The sequence below is a fragment of the Azospirillum sp. 11R-A genome (genome assembly GCF_049472615.1).
Classification (GTDB): domain Bacteria; phylum Pseudomonadota; class Alphaproteobacteria; order Azospirillales; family Azospirillaceae; genus Azospirillum; species Azospirillum palustre.
The window spans coordinates 282,507-302,630 of record NZ_JBCEBL010000001.1 but is presented as its reverse complement, the minus strand read 5'-3'; the positions used below and the strand labels follow the sequence as shown (position 1 = coordinate 302,630).

The following is a 20,124-nucleotide window of genomic DNA, read 5'->3' as shown; positions in this document are numbered from 1 at the left end:
CATTAGGACTACTCGAAGGGATAGCAATTTGTCCAGCGTTGCGCCGCGGCATAGCGCCGCGGTTGCGCTCGGCCCGGTGGTGCGGATGGGGAATCGGTGCGCAATCGGCTGCCTCCCGCCGATACCCGAAAGGTCAGGTAAGGGGCCATGCCGGGCTGGTCAAGCCGGCCCGGCGGCCCCTATACTCCGGCCATGGCCGACCCGTCGAATCCAGACCGCTCTTCCGATCCGTCCGCCGCCGACCCGCCTTCCTACGAAACGCTGGCGCGCCGCTACCTGGACCTGTGGCAGGACCAATGGACGGCCTGCGCCGCCGATCCGGAAATGGCCGACATGATGACCCGCATGTTCCAGATGATGGGGCAGGGAGCGGGACCGTTCGGGTTCGGTCAGGCGGGGTTCGGCGCGTTCGGTGGCGGTTCCATGCCCGGCACCGGCTGGGATCCCCAACCCTGGCCATTCCCGAACAGCGGCTCCCCCCAACACGGACAGCCTTCCGATGAGCGAGCGTCTGGCGAACGACAGGCAGACGGGCGAGGCTCCGCCCAATCCGGCAGCGGGACCGGTGAAACGGCAGGGACCGCGCCCGCTGGCGCTCCATCTGACGGCGGCTCTGGCCAGCTTGCTCAGCTCCTCGGCCGCATTGCCGCACTTGAGGAGCGGCTCGCTTCCCTGGAACCCGGCCCTGCGGGGCCGGGCGGCGGCGCTACGGGAGGACATGGCGCGGGCGGACCGGATGCAGGGCACCCGAGTGCAGGAAAGCCGGGCGCAGGAAAGGGCGCCAGGGCCCGGCGACCGTCTGGCCAGGGAGGTTGACCGGGAGATCCGCCGCCGCATCGACGCCGTCCTGACCGGGGTCGAGCGCTACCGCAGCCACCCCTACCGCCGCGATCTGTCCGATCCGCCGGTGGTCTGGACGGAAGGCGGATCGCGCCTGCTGGATTACGGCCAGGGAGGAGGCGGCCGGCCGGTCCTGTTCGTGCCGTCGCTGGTCAACCGCGCCTATATTCTCGACCTGTCGCGCGACAGGAGCCTGATGCGCTGGCTGGCGGCGCATGGTTTCCGGCCGCTCCTGCTGGATTGGGGCAGGCCGGGGCCGCTGGAGCGGCGCTTCACCCTGACCGACTACATCGCCGGACGGCTGGAACGCGCGCTCGACTTCGCCGTGGAGATTGCCGGCGCGCCGGTGCCGGTGGTCGGCTATTGCATGGGCGGGCTGCTGGCCGCGGCTCTGGCGCAGCGCCGGCCGCGCTCGCTCGCCGGGCTGGGACTGATGGCGACGCCCTGGGACTTCCATGCGGAGGATGCGGCGACCGCCCGTCGGGTGGCGACCTTCATCCAGCCCTGGGGACCGGTGCTGGACCGTTGGGGCGAACTGCCGACCGACGCCCTGCAGGCGCTGTTCGCCCAGCTCGATCCGCTGCTGGCGCTGAAGAAATTCTCCGGCTTCGCCCGCATGGCGCCCGGCTCCCGTGCCGCCACCGCCTTCGTCGCGCTGGAGGATTGGCTGAACGACGGGGTGCCGCTGGTGGCCGGGGTGGCGCGCGACGCGCTGGCCGGCTGGTACGGGCGCAACGACACGATGGCGGGGGCCTGGATGGTCGCCGGCCTGCCGGTCGATCCCGGCGCCATCCGCGTGCCGACGCTCGCCCTCATCCCGGAACGCGACCGGATCGTCCCGCCGGCCTCGGCCCTGGCGCTGCCCGCCGCGATTCCCGGTGCCAGAATCCTGCGGCCACCGCTTGGCCATATCGGTATGGTGGTGAGCGCCGGTGCCGAAACCGGAGTGTGGAATCCTCTGGCCGAATGGCTTGCTGCGACAGGTTAGCGCCGCGACCTTCGGCCAGCTTGCACCCGTCATATTGCCCGACTTAAGGTAAGAATCACTCCGAGCGTCCCACCAGCGCTATAATAAAACTGTCCTATTTCGAGGAGCGTTCAATGACCGAGGTTGTCATCGCCGGTGCCGCCCGTACGCCCATCGGCAGCTTCAACGGCGCCCTCAGCGCCGTTCCCGCTCATGTTCTGGGCGAGGTCGCGATCCGCGAAGCGCTGGCCCGCGCCAAGACCGACGCGGCGGAAGTGAACGAGGTGATCTTTGGCCAGATCCTGACCGCCGGCCAGGGTCAGAACCCGGCCCGTCAGGCTGCCGTCAACGCCGGCATCCCGGTTGAGGCGACCGCCATCGGCGTCAACCAGCTCTGCGGGTCCGGTCTGCGCACCGTGGCTCTCGGCTATCAGGCGATCAAGAACGGCGACGCCGACATCCTGGTCGTCGGCGGCCAGGAAAGCATGAGCATGGCCCCGCACGTCATGCACCTGCGCAACGGCACCAAGATGGGGTCCGCCGAACTGCTCGACACCATGCTGCGCGACGGCCTGACCGACGCCTTCCATGGCTATCACATGGGCAACACCGCGGAGAACGTCGCCCAGAAGTGGCAGCTGACCCGTCAGGAGCAGGACGCCTTCGCCGCCGCCAGCCAGCAGAAGGCCGAGGCCGCCCAGAAGGCCGGTCGCTTCAAGGACGAGATCGTCCCGGTCACCATCAAGGGCCGCAAGGGCGACGTCGTCGTCTCGGACGACGAGTATCCGAAGCACGGCACCACGGAGGAATCGCTGGCCAAGCTGCGCCCGGCCTTCTCGAAGGACGGCACGGTGACCGCCGGCAACGCGTCGGGCATCAATGACGGCGCCGCCGCCCTGGTGCTGATGACGGCGGAGAACGCGGCCAAGCGCGGCGTCACCCCGCTGGCCCGCATCGTCTCCTGGGCGACCGCCGGCGTCGATCCGGCGATCATGGGCACCGGCCCGATCCCGGCCTCGCGCAAGGCGTTGGAAAAGGCCGGCTGGACCGTCGACGACCTCGACCTGATCGAGGCGAACGAGGCCTTCGCCGCCCAGGCGCTGGCCGTCAACAAGGACCTCGGCTGGGACACCGGCAAGGTCAACGTCAATGGCGGGGCCATCGCGCTCGGCCACCCGGTCGGCGCCTCCGGCGCCCGCGTGCTGACCACGCTGCTGTTCGAAATGCAGAAGCGTGACGCGAAGAAGGGCCTCGCCACCCTGTGCATCGGTGGCGGCATGGGCATCGCCCTCTGCGTTCAGCGCGACTGAGGACCGGACGGGCCGCTTTCGCAAATGGAAGCGGCCCGCTTTGCTTGAAGGCTTGGGACATCCGCCGGACCTGCGGAGGGAGTCCCATGCCCAACAATAAAAAGTCAAAGAAACCAACCAACCATCACTAAATCTGGGGAGAAGAACTATGGCTCGTGTTGCAGTCGTCACTGGTGGTACCCGCGGCATCGGCGAGGCGGTTGCCGTCGCCCTGAAGAATGCTGGCTACAAGGTCGCCGCCAACTATGCCGGCAACGATCAGGCGGCCGAGGAATTCACCGCCCGCACCGGCATCCCGACCTACAAGTTCGACGTCGCGGACTTCGACGCCTGCAAGAAGGGGATCGCCGCGATCGAGTCCGACCTGGGCCCGGTCGACGTGCTCATCAACAACGCTGGCATCACCCGTGACGGCGTGATGCACCGCATGACCTACGATCAGTGGGAGAAGGTGATCCACACCAACCTGTCCTCCTGCTTCAACATGTGCCGCAATGTCATCGACGGCATGCGCGAGCGTGGTTTCGGCCGCATCGTCAACATCGGCTCGGTCAACGGCCAGGCCGGCCAGTACGGTCAGGTCAACTACGCCGCGGCGAAGTCCGGCATTCACGGCTTCACCAAGGCGCTGGCGCAGGAGAGCGCTGCCAAGGGCATCACCGTCAACGCCATCGCCCCCGGCTACATCGACACCGACATGGTGCGCGCGGTGCCGGCCAACGTGCTGGAGAAGATCGTCGCCCGCATCCCGGTCGGCCGTCTCGGCCGCGCGTCGGAGATCGCCAAGGCCGTGCTGTACCTCGTCGACGACGACAACGGCTTCATGACCGGCTCGACCCTGTCGGTCAACGGCGGCCAGCACATGTACTGATCCCGAACCGGGTCTCGCACCCTGGTTCATGAGATGTGACGAAGCCCCTTTCCTACGCCCGGCCGGACCTTGGTCCACCGGGGGTGGGGAAGGGGTTTTGTTTTTGCATCAGCCTCCGCCGCACTTGACGGACCGGCCGCCGAGTTGAAGGTTATCGTCCGTTTCGGATGCACCACCACATTGGACACCCTGCGATGCCCTACACCTCGTTGCGCGACTTCATCGACCGGCTGGAGAAGGCGGGGCGGCTGGTGGTGGTGAAGGAGCCGGTGTCCAGCGTGCTGGAAATGACCGAGATCCAGACCCGTCTGCTGGCCGAGAACGGCCCGGCGGTGCTGTTCGAGAACGTCATCAAGGCCGACGGCACGCGCTCGGAGATGCCGGTGCTGGTCAACCTGTTCGGCACCGTCGAGCGGGTTGCCTGGGGCATGGACCGCGAGCCGCACCAGCTGCGCGCCGTCGGCGAGACGCTGGCCTTTCTCAAGCAGCCGGAGCCGCCGGGCGGCTTCCGCGAGGCGCTGGACCTGATCCCGCTGGCCAAGACCGTGCTGTCGATGAAGCCGAAGACGGTCGGCTCGGCTCCCTGCCAGGAGGTGGTGCTGACCGGCGACGACATCGACCTCGGCCGCCTGCCGGTGCAGAGCTGCTGGCCGGGCGAACCGGCGCCGCTGATCACCTGGCCGCTGGTGGTGACGAAGGGGCCGACGGGGAAGCGCGAAGACGACTTCAACCTCGGCATCTACCGCATGCAGGTGCTGGGGAAGAACAAGACCATCATGCGCTGGCTGAAGCACCGCGGCGGCGCCCAGCACCATCACCGCTGGGCTGCCAGCGGCAAGCGCGAGCCGCTGCCCTGCGCCGTCGTGCTTGGGGCCGATCCCGGCACCATCCTGGCCGCGGTGACGCCGGTGCCCGACACCCTGTCGGAATACCAGTTCGCCGGCCTGCTGCGCGGCAAGAAGGTGGAACTGGTGGAGTGCAAGACGGTGCCGCTTAAGGTGCCGGCCCAGGCGGAGATCGTTTTGGAAGGCCATGTCAGCCTGGACGAGTATGCCGACGAGGGTCCGTACGGCGACCACACCGGCTATTACAACTCGGTCGAACCCTTCCCGGTCTTCACCGTCACCGCTATGACGATGCGGCGCAAGCCGATCTACCTCTCCACCTTTACCGGCCGTCCGCCCGACGAGCCGTCGGTGCTGGGCGAGGCGCTGAACGAGGTGTTCATCCCGCTGCTGATCCAGCAGTTTCCGGAGATCGTCGATTTCTGGCTGCCGCCGGAAGGCTGTTCCTACCGCATCGCGGTGGTCAGCATGAAGAAGGCCTATCCCGGCCATGCCAAGCGGGTGATGATGGGCGTCTGGTCCTTCCTGCGCCAGTTCATGTACACGAAGTGGGTGATCGTCGTGGACGACGACATCGACGCGCGGAACTGGAAGGACGTGATGTGGGCGATCTCCACCCGCATGGATCCGGCCCGCGACATCACGGTGATCGAAGGCACGCCCATCGACTATCTTGACTTCGCCAGCCCGGAATCGGGGCTCGGCGGCAAGGTCGGCCTGGACGCCACCAACAAGTGGCCGCCGGAAACCAAGCGTGAATGGGGCGAGAAGCTGCACATGACCGACGAGGTCGTCGAGGCGGTCAGCCGGAAGTGGGACCTGTACGGCCTGCCGGGCAGCGGGAAGCCGATCTGGAAAAAGTGAGTGAGTCACCCTCTCCCGGCCGGGGTCGGGAGAGGGAGTTCATCACCGCCGCGGGTCGCGGCTAAGGCCCTTGGCCTGCAACTCTTCAAGATATTCGGCCCACAGGGCGTCCTGTTCGGTGCCGATCTCGTAGAGATATTTCCAGGTGAAGATGCCGCTGTCGTGAAGGTCGTCGAAGACGATGCGGATGGCGTAGTTGCCGACCTGCTCCAGCCGCATGATGCCGACATGGCGGCGGCCGGAAACCGTCTGCTTCTGGCTGGGGTTGTGGCCCTGCACCTCGGCGGACGGGCTGACGACGCGCAGGAACTCGGCCGGGTAGGAGAAGGTGCGGCCGTCGTCGAAATCGACCTCCAGCCGCTTCTCCTCCTTCTTCAGGCGGATCTCGGTCGGCCAGTGGACCGTGCCGAATCCATCGCCTGTCTCGGCGCCTGCACTCATCGCGCCGCCCCCACCTTGTCCAGGCTGCGGGCCTCGTCGATCAGCATGATCGGGATGCCGTCGCGAATCGGATAGGCCAGACCGGCGCGCTCGCTGACCAGCTCCCCACGCTCGGCGTCGTAGCGCAGCGGACCCTTGGTCAGCGGGCAGACCAGGATCTCCAGCAGCTTCGGATCGACGCGGGCGTTGGTTTTCGCTTCGCTGCTCTTGTCCTCGGGCGTCGCCATGTCGTGTCTCGTGGTGATTGGAAGAAAGGCGGTGATTGGAAGTACTCAGTGCTTGGGCGGCGGGCCGTCCCCGTCATGGCTGTCGAGAATGGCCATCTCGACCAGCCCGATCAAGAGCTTCCCACGTTCCGCCAGGGTCGGCGCCTCCAGCAGCGCCTGTTTTTCACCAGGCGTGAAGGGGCAGATCATCGCCAGCGAGTTGACCAGCCGTTCGTCCAGCGTCGATTCGATGGATTTCCAGTCGACCGACAGGCCCTGGACCCGGAAATAGGTCTTCAGGGCGCCGAGCAACCGGTTGCGGTCGATGTCGCCACAGGATTCGGGTTCCAGGTCGGCGCGGAAGGGACGCCAGTCGGGAACGATCCGCCGATAGCCGCGCGCACCTTCCACCTCCCGCCCGATCTCGAACCGGGCGACCCCTGTCAGGGTGATGAGGCAGCGGCCGTCGTCGGTCTCGGCGAAGCTGGTGATGCGGCCGGCGCAGCCGCAGGAATAGACGGCCGGCTCGCGCTCCCGCACCGCGGGGTCGAGGGGCTGGATCATGCCGATCATACGGCCGCTGCCCAGCGCATCCTCGACCATGGCGAGATAGCGCGGCTCGAAGATGTTCAGCGGCAGCCGCGCCCGCGGCAGCAGCAGGACGCCGGCCAGCGGGAAGATCGGCATCATCGCCGGCAATTGGCTGAACTCAGGATCGAAGGGGTTTCTGGTCATGCCAATCAGATAGAACCCCTTCGCCGATGGAACAGCCGTCCTTTTTTCGGAAAAAGCGTCAGCTGAACATCATGGTCGACAGGCGGCGGCGGGTCTTCACCGTCAGCGGGTCGGTCTGGCCGAACGCCTCGAAGAACTTCACCAGCTGCTTGCGGGCGCCGTCCTCGTTCCAGGTCCGGTCGCGCTTGAAGATCTCCAGCAGCTCGTCCACCGCCGCTTCGCGTTTGCCGGCGGCGAACAGCGCCATGGCGAGGTCGAAGCGCGAGGCATGGTCGTTCGGGTCGTGGGCGACCTTTTCCATCAACTCCGGGATCGGGCCGGCGTTGGCGGCCTGTTCCGCCACGTCGAGAGCGGCGCGGACGTTGGCCAGCTCCTTGTCCTTGGCGATGGCTTCCGGGGCCTGGGCCAGCATCTGTTTGGCGTTCTCCAGATCGCCGGCGGCGATCAGGCAGCGGACGATGCCGGCATAGGCCTGGGCGTTCTCCGGCTCGGCCTGCAGGATCTGGCTGTAGAGGTCGAGTGCACCCTGCAGGTCGCCGCCCTCCAGCATCTCCTTGGCCTGGGCGAAGGCCTCCTCCAGCATGTCGTCGGCACCGCCGCCGGCACCGGCCTGCTTGGCCAGCGCCACCAGCTTGTCGACGAAGGCCTTCACCTGCGATTCGGGCAGGGCGCCCATGAAGCCGTCGACCGGACGGCCCTGGAAGAAGGCATAGACCGCCGGGATCGACTGCACGCGCAGCTGCGAGGCGATCATCGGGTTGGCGTCGGTGTCGATCTTCACCAGGCGGACCGCGCCCTTGGCGGCGCGCACCACCTTCTCGATGATCGGGCCCAGCTGCTTGCAGGGGCCGCACCAGGGCGCCCAGAAATCGACGATCACCGGGACGTCGCGCGAGGCTTCGATCACGTCGGCCATGAAGGCGCGGTCGGTGCTGTCCTTGACGATCTCAGCGGCACCGGGGGCGGAACCGGCGGCGGCGGGAGCGGCGGGCTTGGACCCGTTGGCGGGGGGCATGGAGAACATGGCGTGTTTCGGTCCCGTTGGTGATGCCTGGCCCATTAGGACATCCCGGTGGGCCATGGAGTTGCCGATCCGGCCGGCCCGGATCCTCATCGTTGGCGACATATGTGAGCGCGCAGGGCGGCTCAAGCAAGCATTGCGTGGGCAAGCATTGCGTGGACAGGCTCTGTGCAGAGGCGCCGGCCCGTCATTCCTGCGTGCGGCCGAACTCGACGATTGCCGGTTCGTGACCGCAGGCGCGGATGAAGCGCATCAGGTCGTCCCGCCGGATCGCGGTGGTGCGGTCGTTCAGCAGCGGGTGATAGTTCAGCAGGTCATGCTCCATCATCGCCTGCTGCAGGACCACGCGCACCTTGTGTCCGGTGTCGTTGACCAGCGAGAAGGGCGTGACCGATCCCGGCCGGATGCCGAGGAAGCGCCAGAGCCGCTCCGCCGAGGCGAAGGACAGCCGCGCCGACCCGATGGCCCTGTCCAGCCGGTTCAGGTCGATTTTCGCATCCTCCAGCGCCACCACCAGCCAATGCTGGTCCTTCTTGTCCTTCAGGAACAGGTTCTTGCAATGGCCGCCGGGCAGGGCGCCACGCAGGGCCTTGCTTTCCTCCACCGTGTGCAGCGGCGGGTGGCTGTGCGTGGTCGCCTGGATGCCCAGCGCGTCGAGCCGCGCCAGCAGTTGATCCGGCGAGGTCGGCAGCGGCGCGTCCCCATCGGGAAGGGAGGCGTCCGGAAGGGAGGTCGATGCGGTGTCCATGACAGCCCTTGTACCGGGCGCGCGGAAAATCGTCCAGACGGTGAAAAAAACTGAAACAAGGCGCTTGCATTGCGTCGGCCGATGAGTATAGTCCGCCGCACACCGCCGGACGGCAGCGACAACGGTCTGAACCGATGAAACGCCGGACGATGGAATGGAGCGCGGGCGTAGCTCAGGGGTAGAGCACAACCTTGCCAAGGTTGGGGTCGAGGGTTCGAATCCCTTCGCCCGCTCCAGTTTCATCCAGACTTTACGCTGGAGCATGCGATTTCAAAAGGCCGGACCTTCGGGTGCCGGCCTTTCGCATTTTCTCCCTCCTGTTTCCAGTCCATCCGGACTTACCGGCTTGCGGTTCGCAAGCCCCCCGTAGGGGATGATCGCCCATCGGATCGCTGATCCGCGGGATCGACAACCCATCTCATTCTTTCAGCTTTCAATTGCGGCAAGTCAAAGCCTGATCGTCATACAATTGTAGGCGGATGGTGAGGCTGAAACGGCATGATGTTCCCGCCGCTCCGGCAAAAGACCGTTCAGCACGCCCGCAGTTGTTCCTGCCGTCAGCGTCCGTTGTAATTTTCTGGAAATTTCTCGTTTTGGCTGTGTTTCATGTTGAGATGGCCCGAAAGGGGATGCGGAATTTCCTATGACGTATTTACAGATTGTCAACCTCCTTGCGTATGACCGCATAGGGAGGTACACTTCAAAATCTAAATAAATGGTGCATAATGCTCCGGGGGTTGTGGCGAACGAAGAAACTTTGCGGAAAACCCGGTAAAAATTCAGAAACATTCCCGTGAAAGGATGCTCCGGCCATTTGCCTTCGCTCGGCCGGCACCGCTTCGCCGCCGTTGTTCCGGCAGGAATTCGGCGCGGGAATTCGGGATGGCTGAAAGCACGGTTCGGCTCCGCCCCCGCCCCACCTCCGTCCAACCTCGCCGGAATCGAGAGACGGTCCCTCACCGGGGGCCTCTGCCGACCTCCGCCTCTCCGGACTTCGACCCCGACCTCCCGACCCGGATACGAAGCCCGGATACCAAGACCCAGATACCAGGAAAGGAAACCGTCATGGCTATGCAGCGCTATCTCGTCGACTATCCCCGGCTGTCCACCGATGCCCTCGCCAAATGGTCGTCGGTTCCCAGCAGTGTCGCCTCTGACGCGATGAACCGGTGTCAGAGCATGGACTCGCGGATCAAGCCGATGGTCCCCGGTATGCGCATCTGCGGTCAGGCCCGCACCGTCGTCACCATGCCCGGCGACAACAGCATGGTGCACCACGCCGTCAGCCTGGCGGAACCGGGTGACGTGGTGGTGGTGGCCGGCGGCGGCCTGGACGATGTGGCGCTGGCCGGCGAATGGGTGGTGCGCTGCAGCAAGCGGCGTGCGCTGGGCGGTCTGGTTGTCGACGGTTCGGTCCGCGACCTGCACGAAATCCGCGGGCTGGGCCTGCCGGTCTTCGCCAAGGGGGCCGTGGCCCGTGGCCCGCACAAGAATTTCGGCGGCAAGATGGACGTCATCGCGGCCATCGGCGGCGTGCCGGTCAATCCCGGCGACCTGATCCTGGGCGACGAGGACGGCGTGGTCGTGGTGCCGCTGGCCTTCGCCGACGCCGCCCTGACCCAGAGCCTCGCCCTGCTGGAGCGGGAGCGCAAGTGGACCGAGCAGATCGAGGCCGGCGCCACCCTGGTGGACGTGCTGGGCGTCCCGCCGCTGGAGATCGTTCCCGCCGACTGAGCGGAACCGTGTAAAGGAAAGCCCCCGCATCGTCGGCCGCATTGTCGGTCGTTGCCGACCCCGCCCCCCATGGTGCCGCGTCCATGTCGCTGATTTTCCAGATCGTCCTGCCGATGTTCGGCCTGATCGCCCTTGGCTTCTGGGCGGCGCGCTACCGTGGCTTCAGCACTGCGATGGTCCAGGGGCTTTCCCGTTTCCTCGGCATCTATGCGCTGCCGGCGCTGCTGTTCTCCAACATGGCGCGGGCGGACATCCCGGACCCGCTGGAATGGGCGGTGCTGGGTTCCTTCTACATCGCGGCGGTCGCGGTCTTCCTGGTCGGCGGGCTGTGGATGCGGATGGCCGGCCGGCGGGAGCAGATCGCTCCCATCGGCCTTGCCAGTTCCTTTTCCAACATCGCGCTGCTGGGATCGCCGATCATCATGGAGGCCTATGGGCCGACCGTGGCGGTCCCGGTGATGCTGCTGATCGTCTTCCAATCGCCCCTGCTGTTCACCTCGGCCACCATGCTGGCGGAAACCCAGCGATCGGCGCGCAACGGCCGGGCCGGGCGGCCGGTGAAGGCGACGCTGGACGCCGCCAAGGCGACGTTGACCAGCCCGCTGGTGGTGTCGGTCATTTTGGGGCTGGCCGCCAATTTGATCCATCTGGCGATCCCGCCCATGGTGATGAAGAGCTTCACCATGATGGCGCAGACGGTTCTTCCCTGCGCCTGCTTCACGCTGGGGGCGTCGCTGGCGCTCAGCCCGGCCTCGGGCGCGGTGCTGCCGGCCACCGTGGTGGCGCTGTTGAAGACCGGGCTGCACCCGCTGCTGACCTGGCTGCTGGCCACCCAGGTCTTCGACCTGCCGCCGCTGTGGGTCGCCCCGGCCGTGACCGCCGCGGCCTTGCCCATCGGCATCAACGCCTATGTTTTCGCGGAGCGCTACAATGCCGGGCGTGAGGTGGTGTCGATGTCTCTGCTGATCTCCACTCTGCTGTCGCCGGTGTCGATCTCCATCGCCTTCATGGTGTCGTCTGCAGGCTGACGCCGGGCCGGAACGGCCCGCGGGTATTGCCGAAGCAATTTCAAATACGCTGAATTTACTTGATGGATCCGCCGATCGATCCGGAGGAGCGGTGGCGTGCTCCACGCTGCATGCGGCAGTATGGCCGCCATTACCGCCATTGATAGGAGAGAAAAATCCTGTTAGCCTCTAATTGTATGAATTTCTAAGCATCATGATATCGGCAAGGCTGTGTCTTGATCTTCCAGAACACGGAATATGATAATCCGACGCTTCGGTGGCGGGAATTGGCCAGTTTCATTCCGGATAACAATAAAGCCGTCTCTTCTGTCGCATATCATAGTATGTTCAAGACTCCGAACGCTTCGATGTCGAAGAAAATCGGACTCGACTGTGTAAGATCAAAGACTCGTACAAAAACAAGCGCGTTAATCATTGCAAAAGATTTTCCGGGTGAGATGGCGCAGCGATGGCCGTGCCGGCGGGCAGGCCGCGTCGATGCCATTCCCGGAACCGGCGCGGGAGTCCGTCCCCGCAGGGTTTCATCGACCGGAGCGGCGTCGCGCGGCAGCCGCACGTTCCTCCGCCCCAATGCCATACCGGATCGTTCGCGCCACGGACAGCCGGCCGACGCAGGTGCCCCATGACCCTCCTCAACAACTTCCACATCCCCGTCAAGATGGCCATTCCGGCGACGACGGCGATCATCGGCATGCTGGTGATCGCGCTGCTCGGCTGGTCGGCGATCACCCAGCAGTCGACGCTGCTCGACGCCCTGTTCAACCGCTCCTTCACCCGGGAAGCGGAAATCCAGGGGCTGACCGATACCCTGACGGTGGCCCACGCCGGCATGTACCGGACCGTGATCCTCAGCAGCGCGAACGCCTCGCCGAAGGCGGTGGAAGAGGAGATGAAGGCCCTCGGCAACCAGCTCGGCAAGCTGAAGAGCCAGTCGGAGGCCCTGAAGGGCGCCACCGCCGACACCGACGACGAGGCGAAGTTCTTCGAGCGGTTCGGTGCCGACAGCGCCACCTATCTGGCGAAGGTGGGCAGCTTCCTCGACCTGTTGAAGATGGGCGTCGATCCGCTGGACTTCCTGCAGGAGGTGCAGGCCGCCTACACCCGATTGCAGGGAACCAGCCGCGACTATCTGACCTACAAGCGCAAGGTTTCGACCGATGCCTACGCCGAGGTCAACGCATCGGTCGACAACACCACCCAGGCCTTCATGGCGGTGGCCGCGGCGGCCCTGCTGGTGACAGTCGGCGTCGCGCTGTTCATCGGCATGAACATCGCCCGCCCGATCGTGCGCCTGACCGACGTGATGGAGCGGCTGGCGCGCGGCAACCTGGAGGCTGACATCCCCGCTGCGGAGCGCGGCGACGAGATCGGCCAGATGGCCCGCACGGTTCAGGTCTTCAAGGAAAACGCCGTCCGCGTGCAGGAACTCTCGCGGGAGCAGGAAGCGATGCGCCTGCGCAACGAGCAGGAGCGACGGCAGGCGATGACGGCGCTCGCCAACGACCTGGAGGCGTCGGTCAAGGCGATGATGGGCGAGGTGGTGCGGTCGGCGACGTCGATGCGCAACGAAGCCAACTCGATGCTCGACAACGCCAAGCAGACCAGCCACCACAGCGACAGCGTCGCCCATTCGGTGCAGGAGGCGACCAGCGAGGTCGAAAGCGTCGCGGCAGGTGCTGAACAGCTCCGCGCCTCCATCGACGAGATCACCCGCTCCATCAGCCAGTCGGCGCAGCTCGCCCGCGGCGCGGTGGATGAGGCCGGCCGCACCGACAGCATCGTCCAGGGGCTGAGCGAAGCCAGCCGCAAGATCGAAGAGGTCGTCGGCCTCATCCAGTCCATCGCCGGCCAGACCAACCTGCTGGCGCTGAACGCGACCATCGAGGCGGCGCGCGCCGGCGAGGCCGGCAAGGGTTTCGCCGTGGTGGCCCAGGAGGTGAAGAGCCTTGCCAACCAGACCGCCAAGGCGACCGAGGAGATCGGCGCCGAAATCGCCGCGGTCCAGGCCGCGACCCATGCGGCGGTCGGCGCCATCCGCGCCATCGTCGGCACCATCCGGCAGGTCGACGAGTCCCTCGGCACCGTCGCCGCGGCGGTGGAGGAGCAGGACGCCGCCACCCGCGACATCAGCGCCCGGTCCCAGCGCGCCGCTGTCGACACCATGGCGGTCATGCAGGAAATGCGTCTGGTCCAGCAGGCCGCCGAAACCACCGGCCATTCCGCCGGGTCGGTGCAGAACACGACCGAGGAACTGTCGCGCAGCTTCAACCGCCTCGACCACGAGATCGAAGCCTTCATCACCCGCATCACCGCGGCGTGATGGTGGGGGTGTAACGGTGAGGTAAAACGAAAAACGCCCTCTCCCGCATTGTGCAGGAGAGGGCGTTTTTCGATCCGGCATCCGGTTTCTTTAGGCGTCAGACGCTCTCCAGCACCGTCTTGCGTGCATCCGCCCAGTCGCGTGCCGTCGTCGGCCGGCCGTCGGCGTCGATCAGGCCGCGGGCGAACAGTTCCTCGGCATGGCGGATGAAGAAGGCAGCGGTGCTCGACCGCTCCCAATGCTCCATCCAGTTCTGTTCCAGGAAGGCCAGGATCCCCGGCTGGCCCAGCTCGACCTCCCACAGCACGCCGAGCAGCGACGTCTGCTGCTCCTCATGCATGCAGTCCTCGAAGCACAGGCGCTTGTCGGCGCGCGCCTCCTTGCGGGCGGTGGTCTCCGGACCGGGGCCAAGACCGTAATCGATCAGCGTCCGCCGCTCCGGCGCCGCGCACAGCCAGTGCGTCACCTCATGCACGATCACCGTCGCCTCGACATCAGTGCGGATCACCTTGCCGTCCCACATGAAGGAGCGGCTGGGCGGCTCGTCCAGCGTGTCGATGCCATGGGCATGGGCCAGCCGCACAGCGTCCGCCCGGTGTGCCGGCGTGTCGACGCCACCGCCCGGCTCGTCGTCCGGCCGCACGGGCCAAGTCGAGGCGATCCGGCGGAAAGCGGCGCGCGCTTGGGCATGGCCGTCCAGATGGGCGTCGAAGGCGGCGATGGCCTTCGGCATGTCGTCGATGGCGATGGGGGTCAGGATCATGGGGCCTATGTGCCCAAGGGGGCGTCCCGGCGCAAGGGGAATGTAACCGTGCAGAGCAGCAGGGCTGCCCGGCAAGACAATGGCGCCGGCAAGTCCCGGTCTTTTCGGGTCCTGCCGGCGCCATAACTGTCATGGTGCCGCTTGGGATCGATGCGGTTTCTTACGCCGCGCGCATGTCGGACAGGAAGCGCGACACGAAGCCGCGCAGGTCGGTCGCCTCGTGGTTCAGCCCGTCGGCGGCGGTCAGCACCTCGCGCGAGGCATCGCCGGTGGAGGCCGCGGCCTCCGACACGCCGGCGATGTTGCCGGACACCTGTTGCGTGCCGCGCGCCGCCTGCTGGACGTTGCGGCTGATCTCCTTGGTGGCGGCTCCCTGTTCCTCCACCGCGGCGGCGATGGTGGTAGAGATGTGGTTGATCTCGGCGATCACCCGGCCGATCTCGGCGATGGCGCCCGCCGCCTGCCGGCTGATTTCCTGGATACCGGCAATCTGGCTGCCGATTTCCTCGGTCGCCTTGGCGGTCTGGCTGGCGAGGCTCTTCACCTCCGACGCCACCACGGCGAAACCCTTGCCCGCCTCGCCGGCGCGGGCCGCCTCAATGGTCGCGTTCAGGGCCAACAGGTTGGTCTGGCTGGCGATGTCGGTGATCAGTTGCACAACCTCGCCGATGCGCTGGGCGGCGTCGACCAGCCCGCGGACGGTACCGTCGGTCTTCTCGGCGGTGGCGACCGCCTGTCCGGCGATCCGGGTGCTTTCCGCCACCTGCCGGCCGATCTCGGCGATGGAGGCGGTCAGTTCCTCCGTCGCGGCGGCCACCGTCTCCACATTGCCGGTCGCATCGAGCGAGGCGTTGGCGACCGCATCGGCCTGCCGGGTGGTCTGTTCCGCGGTTGCCGACATGGTCTGGGCGGTCGCCTGCAACTGCGTCGCCGCCGCCGACACCCGGCCCAGCGCCTGCAACACCAGCCGGTCGAACTCCTGGGTCAGCCGGTCGATGCGCTCGCCGCGGCTGCGCTGGGCCTCATGGTCGGCGCGCTGGACCTCGGCCAGCCGGTCGCTCTCGATCAGGCTGTCCTTGAACACCTGCAGGGCCTTGGCCATGCCGCCGATCTCGTCGGCGCGCTGCAGGCCGGGAATGTCGACGCTGCGGTCGCCACCGGCCAAACGGGTCATGCGGTCGGTCATCGCCACCACCGGCCGCGACAACCCGCGGCCGATCAGCAGCGCCGTCGCCAGCCCCAGCACCACCGCGATCAGGGAGGCGATCGTCATCCCGCCGCGCGCCTTGTCGATGAAGGCGCCGGTTGCCATGCCCAGGCTCTTCTGGGCGTCGACGCTCGCCACCGTCAGCTGCTCCGCCTCATTGGCGATGGAATCGCCGACGGGGATCAGCACCTCCTTGACCAGCCGGTCACGCTCGGTTGTCGCCTTGACCACGCCGTTGAAGCCGGTGATGTAGACACGCAGCATGGCGGTGTAGGACATCGCCATCTTGCGGCGGTCCATGTCGGTCAGCTTCGCCATCATGGCACCGCCACGGCTGGCGGCATCGGTGAACTGGGACCGGGCCTGGCTGGCCAGCGCCGGAGAGCCGTCAATGTTGTAGCGGGTCGCCGAAATGCGGGCCGACAGCATGTGGCGCAACGCCATGCCTGCCAAATAGGCGGCGTCGGTGTCACCCCCGGTGCTGGCGCTGTCCATGATGTTGTCCAGCGCGCTTTCCAGCCGCGGGCCGATCTCGTCCAGTTCGGAGATGGCCTTGCTGCGCTGGGCCTGGAAATCCATCGCAGCGGCGAAGGCCTCCTGGTATTGGGCGATCTCCTGCGCCATATGGTCGGCGGTCTGCAACAGGGCAGGGTCGGTGACCAAAGCGCGGGTCTTGTCGATGGACTGCGCCGCCTCCTGCGCCGTGCGCCGGACGGTCGCGCCGACCTCCGGATCGCCGGTCAGCAGGAAGCGGGTGGCCTGCTGGCGCATCTCCAGCATCAGGGCCTGGATGCGCCCCAGCTCGTTGGTCTGCTGGCCGAGCTGCCGATAGGTGTCCACTGCGCCGCCGGCCTCCGACAGGGCCGCCACGCCGATGCCGCCGATCAGCACCAGGAACACCAGAATGCCGGCGCTGGCCGCCGTGATCTTCGTTCCTACGGAAAAGCGATTGAAAAGGCTCATGGCCGGGGCCTCCATCGGCACGGGGGGTGCTGCGCGGAACCTGAAAAGGTCAGTGATAGCGACCTGTTCCAAAAGGCCGGTTTCAGGAAGCATGCCACATGCCCCGGTATGGACCGGCCTTGCGCGCCGATAACCGAAGAGACCCATGAATGACCTAGGGGAAAGCAGTCGTTCCGCATCGTTGGAATAAACCGCAACGCCGGATGTTTGCCTGTTTCGTTGGACTGCGGGTTGCGGGTGTCCGGACGCTTTCACGGGCGAACAGTCCATTTTTTGTGCCGCGGCGGTCACAGGAGAGGCATTTTGAACATCCCCCCGTATCGTGATATATGCCAAAGGGCGCAGCGGCCGTCCGGGGTCGTCGCCGATCCCCCCATCTCCCGGTCCCTGACGCTTTGATCCGACGGCTGGCCATGTCCATTCCCGACGCGCCCCTTTCCGCGGCTTCCCCGGATGCCCGCACCGTTCTCACCCGTCCTGCGGCCGGCCGCCCCCCGGCTGACCGATACGGCCGTCCACGGCGCGGCTGCCTGTCGGTCGTCATTCCCTTCTACAACGAGGGTCCCAACATCGACGCCCTGTTCGCCCGGCTGGTGCCGGTGCTGGACGGGCTCGGCATGGATTGGGAGGTGGTGTGCGTCAACGACGGCAGCCGCGACGACACCGTCGACCGGCTGCTGGACGTCCATGACCGCGAGCCTCGGGTGAAGGTCGTCGACCTGTCCCGCAATTTCGGCAAGGAACTGGCGCTCTCCGCCGGGCTCAGCCACTCCACCGGCGACGCCATCGTGCCGATGGACGCCGACCTGCAGCATCCGCCGGAACTGCTGCCGGCCTTCATCGCCAAGTGGCGCGAGGGCTTCGACGTGGTGGTCGCGGTGCGCCATGCCCGTGTCGGGCAGAGCCTGAAGCACCGGCTGTTCGCCCGTATGTTCTACTGGGTCTTCGACCATCTGTCGGAGATCAAGCTGCCGCGCGAGGTCGGCGATTTCCGCCTGATGGACCGCCGCGTCGTCGAGGTCATCAACCGGATGCCGGAGCGCACGCGCTTCATGAAGGGCATCTTCGCCTGGGTCGGCTTCCGTCAGGCCGCGATCCCCTACGAGCAGGGCGAGCGTGCCGGCGGCGACACCAAATGGGGCTTCGTCAAGCTGCTGCGCCTGTCCTTCGACGGGCTGACCGCCTTCTCCACCTTCCCGCTGCGGGTGTGGAGTCTGGTCGGCATGGCGGTGTCCGGTGTCGCCTTCGTCTATATCCTGATCCGGCTGATCCGCACGCTGATCCACGGCATCGACGTGCCGGGCTATGAATCGCTGCTGGTCGCCGTGCTGTTCCTGGGCGGCCTCCAACTGATCACCCTGGGCATCATCGGCGACTATCTGGGCCGTGTCTTCGCCGAGGTGAAGGGACGACCGCTGTTCATTGTCCGCTCCGCCCACGGCTTCGGTCCGGCGGACGGCCGGCACGAGCATGATCTGGACCCTGTCGGCGAAAGCTTCGGCGACGGAACAGCGGGGCAGGAGCCGCGCCGATGAGCATCGAGTCCCGTCTGCACACCGGCGACGGGGAGGATGCCGGTAGTGGCGCCCGCCGCCCGCGTCCCGCCACCGCCACGGCGGCCGGCCGCGCGCTGCCACGCGGCGAGGCGGCCCTGTGGGACGGACTGTCGCGCGCGCTTCTTCTGGGCGTGCTGATCCTGGCGGCGCTGACCTTCCTCAGCTACGGCATCAGCACCGACGAGGAGGTGCAGCACATCTACGGCAAGAAGCTGCTGTCCTATTACCTCAGCGGCTTCCAGGACCGGTCGGCCTTCCATTTCAAGGATCTGGCCTATTACGGCGGGCTGTTCGACCTCGTCACCGCCGTGATCGTGCCCTTCTCCCCCTTCGAGGAATACGAGACGCGGCACCTGCTCTGCGCGCTGGTCGGCGTGCTGGGCATCGCCGGAACCTGGCGTTACACCCGGCTGCTGGCCGGCCCGCGCGCCGGCTTCATCGCGGCGGCCCTGCTGTCGCTGAGCGGCGTCTATTACGGCGCCATGTTCAACAACACCAAGGACGTGCCCTTTGCGGCCGGCATGGTGTGGACGCTCTATTTCGCCACCCGCATCCTGAAGCAGATGCCACGTCCCAGCCGGAGCGCCGTGCTGAAGTTCGGGCTGGTGCTGGGCATGACGCTGGCGATCCGCGTCGGTGCGGTGCTGGCCGGCTTCTATCTGGCGGTCGCCATGGCGCTGCATTTCGCGCTGGTCACCCGGCAGGAGGGGCACCGCTGGGCGCTGGCCGATGCGCGGCGCGCCTTCCTGTCCCTGTGGCCGGCGATCCCGGTCGCCTACGCCATCATGGCGGTGTTCTGGCCCTGGGTGGTGCAGCGGCCGTTCCGCAACCCGCTGGAGGCGCTGCGCGTCGTCTCCCACTTCCCGATCGACATCCAGACGCTGTTCATGGGCGAACTGGTCCATTCGAACGACCCGCCCGCCCTGTACCTTCCGGTCTATCTGGCGGTGAAGCTGCCGGAGGCGGTGGTGATCGGCGTCGGGGCCGCGGTCATCATGGCGGCGGTGTGGCTGGCGCGCGGCGGCTGGCGGCGCGCCGGCGCCTTCACCGTGGTCCGCTATACCCCGCTGGTGCTGGCGGGCTTCCTGCCGATCCTGCTGTTCGTGCTGATGCGGCCGTCCGTCTACAACGGCATCCGCCATTTCCTGTTCCTGGCGCCGCCTTTCGTGGTGATGGCCGCCATCGCGGCCGACCGGCTGTGGACTCTGTCGCAGCGCGGCGGCCGGGCACTGGGGCAGGGGTTCGCCGCCGCGATGACCGTGGTCGCCGTGGTGTACGCATGGCAGCTGGGCGCCATGCATCCGAACCAGTACGTCTATTACAACCAGTTTGTCGGGGGCGTACGCGGCGCCGACGGCCGGTTCGAACTTGATTACTGGGGCAACTCCCTGCACGAGGCGTTGCAGGAACTGATCGAGTATGTCGAGCGCGAGAACGATGGCCATGCCCCGCCGCGGCAATACACACTGACCGTCTGCGGCAACACGCTGGCGGTGCGGTTCGAGCTGCCGCCCTGGCTGCGCCTGGTGAACGGGATCGAGCCGGACTGGCGCAAGGCGGACTTCTTCCTGGCGTTCACCCAGGTGAAGCGGTGTCCGTCGCTGCTGGACGGCCATCCGATCCTGGAGATCGCCGCCGACGACGTGCCGCTGTCGGTGGTCAAGGACCGCCGTCCGCCAAGGGCCGAAATCCCCACCGAATAGCC

16 protein-coding genes and 1 tRNA gene are annotated in these 20,124 nt (G+C 66.7%); 10 read left to right on the top strand and 7 right to left on the bottom strand.

Annotation, left to right across the window (positions count from 1 at the left end; translation table 11 throughout):
* The first annotated feature begins 499 nt into the window (after window positions 1-499).
* From VH569_RS01490 to VH569_RS01475, 4 genes are all read left to right on the top strand, one after another.
* The gene (locus tag VH569_RS01490; RefSeq protein WP_423313448.1) at window positions 500-1,828 is read left to right on the top strand and encodes an alpha/beta fold hydrolase; all 1,329 of its coding nucleotides are present in this window, start codon (window positions 500-502) and stop codon (window positions 1,826-1,828) included.
* A gap of 113 nt (window positions 1,829-1,941) precedes the next feature.
* The gene (locus tag VH569_RS01485; RefSeq protein ID WP_376956998.1) at window positions 1,942-3,117 is read left to right on the top strand and encodes an acetyl-CoA C-acetyltransferase; all 1,176 of its coding nucleotides are present in this window, start codon (window positions 1,942-1,944) and stop codon (window positions 3,115-3,117) included.
* A 148-nt stretch (window positions 3,118-3,265) separates the two neighbouring features.
* Window positions 3,266-3,988 carry an acetoacetyl-CoA reductase gene (phbB, locus tag VH569_RS01480; RefSeq protein ID WP_063635164.1) on the top strand — a complete coding sequence of 241 codons (723 nt, stop codon included), beginning with the start codon at window positions 3,266-3,268 and terminating at the stop codon, window positions 3,986-3,988.
* Window positions 3,989-4,182: 194 nt separating this feature from the next.
* Entirely contained in the window at window positions 4,183-5,697 is a 1,515-nt protein-coding gene (locus VH569_RS01475) for a UbiD family decarboxylase (RefSeq protein ID WP_423313445.1), read from the top strand.
* 42 nt (window positions 5,698-5,739) lie between these two features.
* On the opposite strand, the gene VH569_RS01470 is transcribed toward VH569_RS01475, so the two are convergent.
* From VH569_RS01470 to VH569_RS01450, 5 genes are all read right to left on the bottom strand, one after another.
* Entirely contained in the window at window positions 5,740-6,138 is a 399-nt protein-coding gene (locus VH569_RS01470; protein ID WP_423313443.1) for a gamma-butyrobetaine hydroxylase-like domain-containing protein, read from the bottom strand.
* The gene (locus tag VH569_RS01465) at window positions 6,135-6,365 is read right to left on the bottom strand and encodes a Trm112 family protein (RefSeq protein WP_423313441.1); all 231 of its coding nucleotides are present in this window, start codon (window positions 6,363-6,365) and stop codon (window positions 6,135-6,137) included. Before VH569_RS01465 ends, VH569_RS01470 begins: the two co-directional genes overlap by 4 nt.
* A gap of 45 nt (window positions 6,366-6,410) precedes the next feature.
* Window positions 6,411-7,079: an LON peptidase substrate-binding domain-containing protein gene (locus VH569_RS01460; RefSeq protein WP_423313439.1), complete on the bottom strand. Its 669-nt coding sequence runs from the start codon at window positions 7,077-7,079 to the stop codon at window positions 6,411-6,413.
* A 58-nt stretch (window positions 7,080-7,137) separates the two neighbouring features.
* A complete protein-coding gene (locus tag VH569_RS01455) occupies window positions 7,138-8,103 on the bottom strand; it encodes a tetratricopeptide repeat protein (RefSeq protein ID WP_423313437.1) in 966 nt (321 codons plus the stop codon).
* A gap of 184 nt (window positions 8,104-8,287) precedes the next feature.
* Complete coding sequence (locus tag VH569_RS01450) at window positions 8,288-8,848, bottom strand: prolyl-tRNA synthetase associated domain-containing protein (RefSeq protein WP_423313435.1); 561 nt, start codon at window positions 8,846-8,848, stop codon at window positions 8,288-8,290.
* 161 nt (window positions 8,849-9,009) lie between these two features.
* Here VH569_RS01450 and VH569_RS01445 point away from each other — a divergent pair.
* The 4 genes from VH569_RS01445 to VH569_RS01430 all read left to right on the top strand — a co-directional run bounded on the left by VH569_RS01445 (window position 9,010) and on the right by VH569_RS01430 (window position 13,930).
* Window positions 9,010-9,084: transfer RNA gene (locus VH569_RS01445), tRNA-Gly, on the top strand.
* Window positions 9,085-9,913: 829 nt separating this feature from the next.
* Window positions 9,914-10,582 carry an RraA family protein gene (locus tag VH569_RS01440; protein WP_423313433.1) on the top strand — a complete coding sequence of 223 codons (669 nt, stop codon included), beginning with the start codon at window positions 9,914-9,916 and terminating at the stop codon, window positions 10,580-10,582.
* 83 nt (window positions 10,583-10,665) lie between these two features.
* Entirely contained in the window at window positions 10,666-11,610 is a 945-nt protein-coding gene (locus VH569_RS01435) for an AEC family transporter (protein ID WP_109051608.1), read from the top strand.
* Between the two features lie 622 nt (window positions 11,611-12,232).
* Window positions 12,233-13,930 carry a methyl-accepting chemotaxis protein gene (locus VH569_RS01430; RefSeq protein ID WP_174473530.1) on the top strand — a complete coding sequence of 566 codons (1,698 nt, stop codon included), beginning with the start codon at window positions 12,233-12,235 and terminating at the stop codon, window positions 13,928-13,930.
* Window positions 13,931-14,027: 97 nt separating this feature from the next.
* Here VH569_RS01430 and VH569_RS01425 read toward each other — a convergent pair whose 3' ends face one another.
* On the bottom strand, window positions 14,028-14,693 hold the full coding sequence (locus VH569_RS01425; RefSeq protein WP_423313430.1) for a hypothetical protein: 666 nt from the start codon (window positions 14,691-14,693) through the stop codon (window positions 14,028-14,030).
* A gap of 160 nt (window positions 14,694-14,853) precedes the next feature.
* Window positions 14,854-16,863: a HAMP domain-containing methyl-accepting chemotaxis protein gene (locus VH569_RS01420; RefSeq protein ID WP_423313428.1), complete on the bottom strand. Its 2,010-nt coding sequence runs from the start codon at window positions 16,861-16,863 to the stop codon at window positions 14,854-14,856.
* Between the two features lie 413 nt (window positions 16,864-17,276).
* On the opposite strand from VH569_RS01420, the gene VH569_RS01415 reads away from it, so the two are divergent.
* Both VH569_RS01415 and VH569_RS01410 read left to right on the top strand, forming a co-directional pair.
* Window positions 17,277-18,398, top strand: coding sequence for a glycosyltransferase family 2 protein (locus VH569_RS01415; protein WP_423313426.1), 1,122 nt, complete (start codon window positions 17,277-17,279; stop codon window positions 18,396-18,398).
* Window positions 18,395-20,122: an ArnT family glycosyltransferase gene (locus tag VH569_RS01410; protein WP_423313424.1), complete on the top strand. Its 1,728-nt coding sequence runs from the start codon at window positions 18,395-18,397 to the stop codon at window positions 20,120-20,122. Before VH569_RS01415 ends, VH569_RS01410 begins: the two co-directional genes overlap by 4 nt.
* Window positions 20,123-20,124 lie beyond the last annotated feature (2 nt).